The organism is Craterilacuibacter sp. (assembly GCF_051659485.1).
Classification (GTDB): domain Bacteria; phylum Pseudomonadota; class Gammaproteobacteria; order Burkholderiales; family Chromobacteriaceae; genus Craterilacuibacter.
This window is the reverse complement of record NZ_JBOFOO010000180.1, coordinates 1-5,993: the sequence shown is the minus strand read 5'-3', so window position 1 is coordinate 5,993 and position 5,993 is coordinate 1. Positions and strand designations below refer to the sequence as shown.

The 5,993-nt window shown below is 58.2% G+C and carries 4 protein-coding genes and 1 pseudogene; 2 read left to right on the top strand and 3 right to left on the bottom strand.

The window, feature by feature from the left end; all coding sequences use genetic code 11:
• The 3 genes from ACRC1E_RS06490 to ACRC1E_RS06480 form a co-directional block, all read right to left on the bottom strand.
• A partial coding sequence (locus ACRC1E_RS06490) for an alkaline phosphatase family protein (RefSeq protein WP_438514297.1) occupies window positions 1–1,014 on the bottom strand: 1,014 nt, incomplete at its 3' end.
• A gap of 100 nt (window positions 1,015–1,114) precedes the next feature.
• The gene (locus ACRC1E_RS06485) at window positions 1,115–2,440 is read right to left on the bottom strand and encodes a DEAD/DEAH box helicase (protein ID WP_438514296.1); all 1,326 of its coding nucleotides are present in this window, start codon (window positions 2,438–2,440) and stop codon (window positions 1,115–1,117) included.
• A 452-nt stretch (window positions 2,441–2,892) separates the two neighbouring features.
• Window positions 2,893–4,053 (bottom strand): pyridoxal phosphate-dependent aminotransferase, encoded by a 1,161-nt coding sequence (locus ACRC1E_RS06480; RefSeq protein WP_438514295.1) that lies wholly within the window; start codon window positions 4,051–4,053, stop codon window positions 2,893–2,895.
• 400 nt (window positions 4,054–4,453) lie between these two features.
• On the opposite strand from ACRC1E_RS06480, the gene ACRC1E_RS06475 reads away from it, so the two are divergent.
• On the top strand, window positions 4,454–5,200 hold the full coding sequence (locus tag ACRC1E_RS06475) for a hypothetical protein (RefSeq protein ID WP_438514294.1): 747 nt from the start codon (window positions 4,454–4,456) through the stop codon (window positions 5,198–5,200).
• A gap of 77 nt (window positions 5,201–5,277) precedes the next feature.
• Window positions 5,278–5,993: pseudogene (locus ACRC1E_RS06470) on the top strand (hypothetical protein); the annotation flags it as partial.

Below are 5,993 nucleotides of genomic sequence, written 5' to 3'. Positions count from 1 at the left end.
GCCAAATACACCGGCGGCTATCAAGTCTTTACCGGCAATGACCCATGCCTGATCTTTCAGCGCGGTGCGTGCCAGTTCGATAAAAGATTCTGCTTCGTCGGGATGGGTATGGCAAAAGCGCACCCGGCCTTCGCCGGACAGCGGCCGGCATAGTTTGGCGCGCAGCATGTCGGGCTGGGCTTCCCACTGCAGGCGTTTTTCATCCGGCGTGGTGGTGAAGCCATGATCGGCGGTAATCAGTAATGTCATCGGCCGCTTGCGTTTGCGCTGGCAAAAACGCTCTATTTCTTCATCCAGCCGGTTGAAAGTGCGGCTGATCGCCCAGTCATCGGGCCCGACATCGTGCATTTCATGATCCAGCTGTGCGGTATACGCATAGATAAAAGCCGGTGCAGCGGCTTGCTTGCCTGTGTCGTGCAACTGCTCGAATAGCTGGCCCCAGTGCTGGTGCCCGATACGCAAGGCATTGCCGGTGTGGTGGCAGCTATAGGGCGAGTTGATCAGGCGTTGCGGCAGCAGGGCATAGGCTGGGCGCTTGATCTGGTCAAACCATGACGGGATGTTAAACAGGTGGCTGGCCAGGCTATGTGCCGGCTGGGCGGTGGTTTCGCTATAGCGGGTGTTTAGCGGCAAGGGCAGTACGATGGAGCGGCTGTGTGCATCCCACATTTCCCAGCCGGTCAGCCCGTGCTGTGCCGGGTTTGCGCCGGTTTGCAAGCTGGTGACCGCGCTGGCGGTGGTGGATGGGAAGACCGAAGTCAGCGTATCTTGCTGATGCGTGCGCAGGAATGAGTGCGGGCCGTGGCGTGATAATTGGGCATCGCCCATGCCGTCTACGATCAGCAGTGCAATATCGCGTCCGGCTGTTTCCAGATCGTCCAGTACGGAACCGGCCAGTTGGGGCTGCAAGGCCACGGATGCGCCCAGTGAGCTTGCGAGTGAGGCGACCAGATTGGTCAGGCAGCGGCCGGAATAGTCGGGCCAGTGGCATTCATCGGACAGCAGCTTGATCATGGCGAGGCAAGGATTGAGAGCGAGGGCTTATGTTCACCACAGACGCCGGGTAGCAGACAAAAAAACGGCATCCGAGGATGCCGTTTGATGAGTATGGATATCAGTCGTTGTTCGAACGACGATCGCTACCGCCACTGCCCGGGCGACGATCACCTTCGCGACGTGGGCCGCCACGACTGGCGCCACCACCACTACCCGGGCGACGATCGCCACCGTAGCTGCTGCCTGGGCCGCCTGGGCCGGTACGACGCTGCTGGGTGTGACGCTTAGGGCCGCCTTTTGGTGGGCGACGGGTTGGCTCCATGCCTTCGATCACGCCTTCGGTGATCTGGCGCTTCAGGTACTGCTCGATGCGGCGAACACGATGGAACTCTTTCGACTCGGCGATGGTAATCGCTACGCCATCACGACCGGCACGACCGGTACGACCGATACGGTGTACGTAGTCTTCGGCCTGTTTTGGCAGGTCGTAGTTGATCACGTGGGTGATGGTTGGTACGTCGATACCGCGTGCGGCAACGTCGGTAGCGACCAGAACCTTGATGCGACCGCGACGCAGGTCGTTCAGGGTGCGGTTGCGCCAGTTTTGCGGCATGTCACCGTGCAGGCAAGCAGCCTGGTAGCCCTTGTCGGACAGCTTGTCAGCCAGCTCTTCGGAGCCGATCTTGGTTGCGGTAAAGATGACCATCTGGTCAAAACCCGCTTCTTTCATGACGTGATCAAGCAAACGCTCTTTGTGACGGTTGTCGTCGGCGTACAGCAGATGTTCTTCGATATTGCCGCCGGTTGCGGTACGGGCAACTTCGATGCGCTGTGGGTCGCGGGTCAGCTTGCGGGCCAGATTGCCCACGGTGCCATCCAGTGTGGCCGAGAACAATACGGTCTGGCGTTCGGCTGGGGTAGCGGCGACGATGGTTTCGATGTCTTCAATGAAGCCCATGTCCAGCATGCGGTCGGCTTCGTCCAGTACCAGCATTTCCAGGCGCGAGAAGTCGATACGACCCGAACGCATGTGATCCATCAAACGGCCCGGGGTCGCAACCATCAGGTCGATAGGACGGGTCATGGCGCGGATCTGAAAACCGAATGGCGAGCCGCCAACCAGGCAGACCGTACGCAACCAGCGCAGGTTTTTGCCGTATTCCAGCGCGTTCTTTTCAACTTGCTGAGCCAGTTCGCGGGTCGGGGTCAATACCAGAACGCGCGGACCATTGCTCTTGACTTCGGAACGACCGGCCATCTTGGTCAGTGCCGGTAGCAGGAAGGCGGCGGTTTTGCCCGAGCCTGTCTGTGCGGAAACCAGAAGATCCTTGCCAGCCAGTGCGGCAGGAATAGCTTCGGCCTGAACCTGGGTTGGATCGGTGTAACCTGCGTCGTCAAGTGCGCTGAGGATGGAAGGCTCAAGACCTAAATCGGAAAACTTCATAAATAACCTTTCGTGCCGGATGTCCGGCGTGCTGTGCCTGTAGGTTGGCGCTTATTCGGCCCTATGCGAAATCACAACTCTGGGGGCCGTACATCATCGGCACTAACCTGGCAAGCGGCGAACAGCGGTCCGGTACGAAAGGACATGGCAAGGTCGAAGCCTAATAGCGGTCAGGGACGATGAAACTATGCATCCGGAGCCTGTCTGGTAGCGGCAGGCCCAGCGGTGATGTGAGGGGCGCAAGATACGCGAAAATACTTGAGTTAGCAAGTGTGTTTTGCAAATAAGGGCGGCTAAGTGGTTGATTTTCTATTAGCCGGGAGTTATCGGCTCTGAAATTTGCGTGGCATTCGAAAAACTGCGTATGTGCAGCTTGTTTACAACAAAGCAGAAAAAAACGGGCGACTGGGTCGCCCGCCAAAGGAGGAGAAATTATCCGTCCGGCTGGGATCTCAGGCCAGACCTTGTTGCCGGAGGGTTTTCAGCGCTTTCACAAAGGCTTGCATCTCGGCCGGTGTGCCCAGCGTCAGGCGATTCCAGCCATCGGTGTGGTCAAATGGACGGCCAACCATTATGTGCAGTTTTTTCATGCTGTCGCGGTAGGCCGCGCTGCTGCTGTTTACGCGATGGAAGATGAAGTTGGCGTGCGAAGGCAGGTAGGCCAGCTTGAGTTCGTCCAGTGCGCGCGTCACGATCTGACGCGACTCGGCCGTCGTATCCAGGCTGCGGCGAATAAAGCCGGCATCCTGCAGCGAGGCATTGGCGGCAATCGCGGCAGGGAGGTTGGTATTGTCGATCGATGCCCAGGTGTCGAGGCGGGCGATGGTTTCCGGTGCGGCCAGGCCGTAACCGATACGCAGGCCGGCCAGCGCATAAATCTTGGAGAAGGTCCGTGCGACGATCAGGTTCTTCTTGCCGGCTTTGACCAGGCTTGCGGCCGACGCATAGCGCGGGTCGGTCACGTATTCGTGGTAAGCCTCGTCCACGATGAAGAATACGCGTTCTGGTGCGCTGTTGATCCACGCATTGATATCGGCTGCCGGCGTAATGGTTGCAGTCGGGTTGTTCGGGTTGCACAGGTAGACCACGCTATTGCCGGCAAACTTTTCAGTTGCTTCGCGCATGGCTTTCAGATCGATCGCCAGCGTATCCGGCTTGAGCTTGATCTTGGTGATGGTGGTGCCCATCGGTTCGGCGTAGAGCTCTGCGTAATTAAAGGTCGGATCCGGGCAGACCAGCTGGCTACCCTTGCCGCAATAGGCATGAATGGCCATCTGGATGATTTCGGACGAGCCGTTGCCCAGCGTGACCTGTTTATCGCTAAGGGCATCCCGCTTGGCCAGAGTCTCTATCAGGGCGGCACGGGCGTCGTCAGGATAGCGGAAGGCGGCAGGCAGTTCGCTGATGATGGCAGCGTGTGCCTTGGGCGACATCCCCAGCGAGTTTTCGTTGAAGTTTAATAGCAGTGGAGTCTTGGCTGACGGAGTAATCAAGGCATGGGGTGCAAGCACTTTGCTGGCCGATGCCGCGCTGGCGGTTTTCGATACCAACTGGGAAAGCCCCAGTGCGCCCATGAACAGACCGGATGATTTGAGTAGCGTGCGCCTATCCATCTTTATTCTCCTGTAGTCATGCAAAACGGTGAGGGCAGATTGTGAGTGACATAACTAAGAAATATATTGATGATGGTCAATTATTTAATAATAAATTATTGAATATTAGGGGGGGTGATTGGTTTTCAGGTGTTTGTTCGCGAGAGATGAGGTCGGCAGCGACTGGGAACATGGCTGCGCCTTAAAATCAGGAGGGCGCTTACCTTTAATAGGTAATGAGTGATATTTGGCTTGTTTATGTCATTACTTGGAGTGTGGCTTCTGTTGTCCTCCGGCTTTCGCTAGAATGCGCTCTTTTTTTGGAGGTCTAGCCATGGCCATGCAGTATGCAGTCCAGCGTTATGCCGCAACCCGCCCATGGGCCAAACGAGCGGGTCAAATCTTTAGCCAGTCACCGAGTATGGAACAGGCCAGTGAAGAATTAGCCGAAGTTGCCCGTCGCGAATTGGACCGGGCGGCGCAAGTTTTCCCGGTGCCGGATGCATCGCGCCATAACGAGGCCATGCTGGCGCTGGCTTATGGCTGCTTTGTGCGTGAAGGGCGGGTCATCGTCCATTTCGAGTCTGCGCTGACCGAGGCACTGGCGCACACCCGCCTGCCGTCCAATCTGCCCACGACGCTCAATTTGCCGGCTCGCGCCTGTTTTGTACATGTTGCCGGGCTGGGCGGGGCGTGCCTGTTCCACGATGAAACCGATGCCGCGCTGGATCTGGTGCTGGTGCGCGATAGTCTGGGGCTGGACTCTACTTTGTGGCTGGTCGAGGCTGAGGCGATTGCTTCGCTGCGCATTAGCTATCCGGGCGAACTGGCCGAGCAGATTGCGGGTATAGACGAAGCATGGCAGCCGCTGCTGGCGGCCGTGATCAATGGTCTGGCATTGCTGACGCAGCCGCGTGCCACTCTGGTACGGGCATGGGAAAGTGCGGCGCCAGCCGAATGGGTTGCGCAAGCCCATGATGAAACCAATCACAAAAAACGGCAAAAGGCGCGCAGCACCTTGTTGAAAGAAGGCTTTTCCGAGGTTTCGTATTGCCGGGTCGACGATTTGCCGGCACTGGAACAAGTGCACACACAAGGCTATTGGCGTCGTCAGGCTTTTGGTGAAGGCAAGATCCATTCGCGCCTGGTTTGGGTACTGCCGCGCTGAAAGCGTGCTGCTGACGCGGTGCCCTGTGCTCGCGTACAATCGCTTCTCTCGTATTGATTCTTTTCTGGGTAGTCTGAATGCTGTTGGCTTTTATTGCGGTAGTGGTGTTGGGCGCGGGGGGCTGCGCACTTTGGCTATTTAAAACCGGACGTCTGACGCTGGCGTGGTTTCGTTCAGCCAATGACCGCCTATTCGGCTTTATTTACGCGGCAGACACACGCGACGATGCCGATGACTGGAGCCCAAGGCAGGGCGCACTGCGCCAAGAACCGCTTATTACGCCGGAAAGCGCGCTTGTCCCGCCACAGCCTGCGCCGATAGTCACCCAAGCCGCGCAGCCGCACCCCGAGCCTGAGTCGCGCGCCTGTGCCGCAGCAGTAGAGCCCCCGCTACGCAGTCAACTGCCACAGGCGGAAATCATCACCAGCCTGCCTCGTCATTTGCGTAAGAAACCGTTGACGGAAACGGCCAAGCCCAGAGCCAGCGAGCTGCCGGTGATCGGGCTTGAGGATGTGCAGTACAATATGGCCGAAAGTGCCCGTCGCCAGCAGCGTCTGGCCAGCATTGGCGAGCGCCATCATGCGCCGGGCGAGAGTTTGCCGCTGATTGATCCGCTTAGCGTGCGTGAAAATATCAGGGAGCTGCACCCGCCGCGTGCGGTCGTGAAAAAAGCACCGCTACCACTGGTCGATGTAGTGCGTCCGCAGAAGGCCGCTACCCATCCCCAGGCTCATGCCACCGCAGCCGCCTCTGCTTTATCCGGCAATATGGTTTATGCACCATTTCGCCCCGC

Coding starts and splice junctions, on each gene's coding strand:
- ACRC1E_RS06485 (WP_438514296.1), bottom strand. CDS start 2,440: ATGAAGTTTTCCGATTTAGGTCTTGAGCCTTCCATCCTCAGCGCACTT.
- ACRC1E_RS06480 (WP_438514295.1), bottom strand. CDS start 4,053: ATGGATAGGCGCACGCTACTCAAATCATCCGGTCTGTTCATGGGCGCA.
- ACRC1E_RS06475 (WP_438514294.1), top strand. CDS start 4,454: ATGGAACAGGCCAGTGAAGAATTAGCCGAAGTTGCCCGTCGCGAATTG.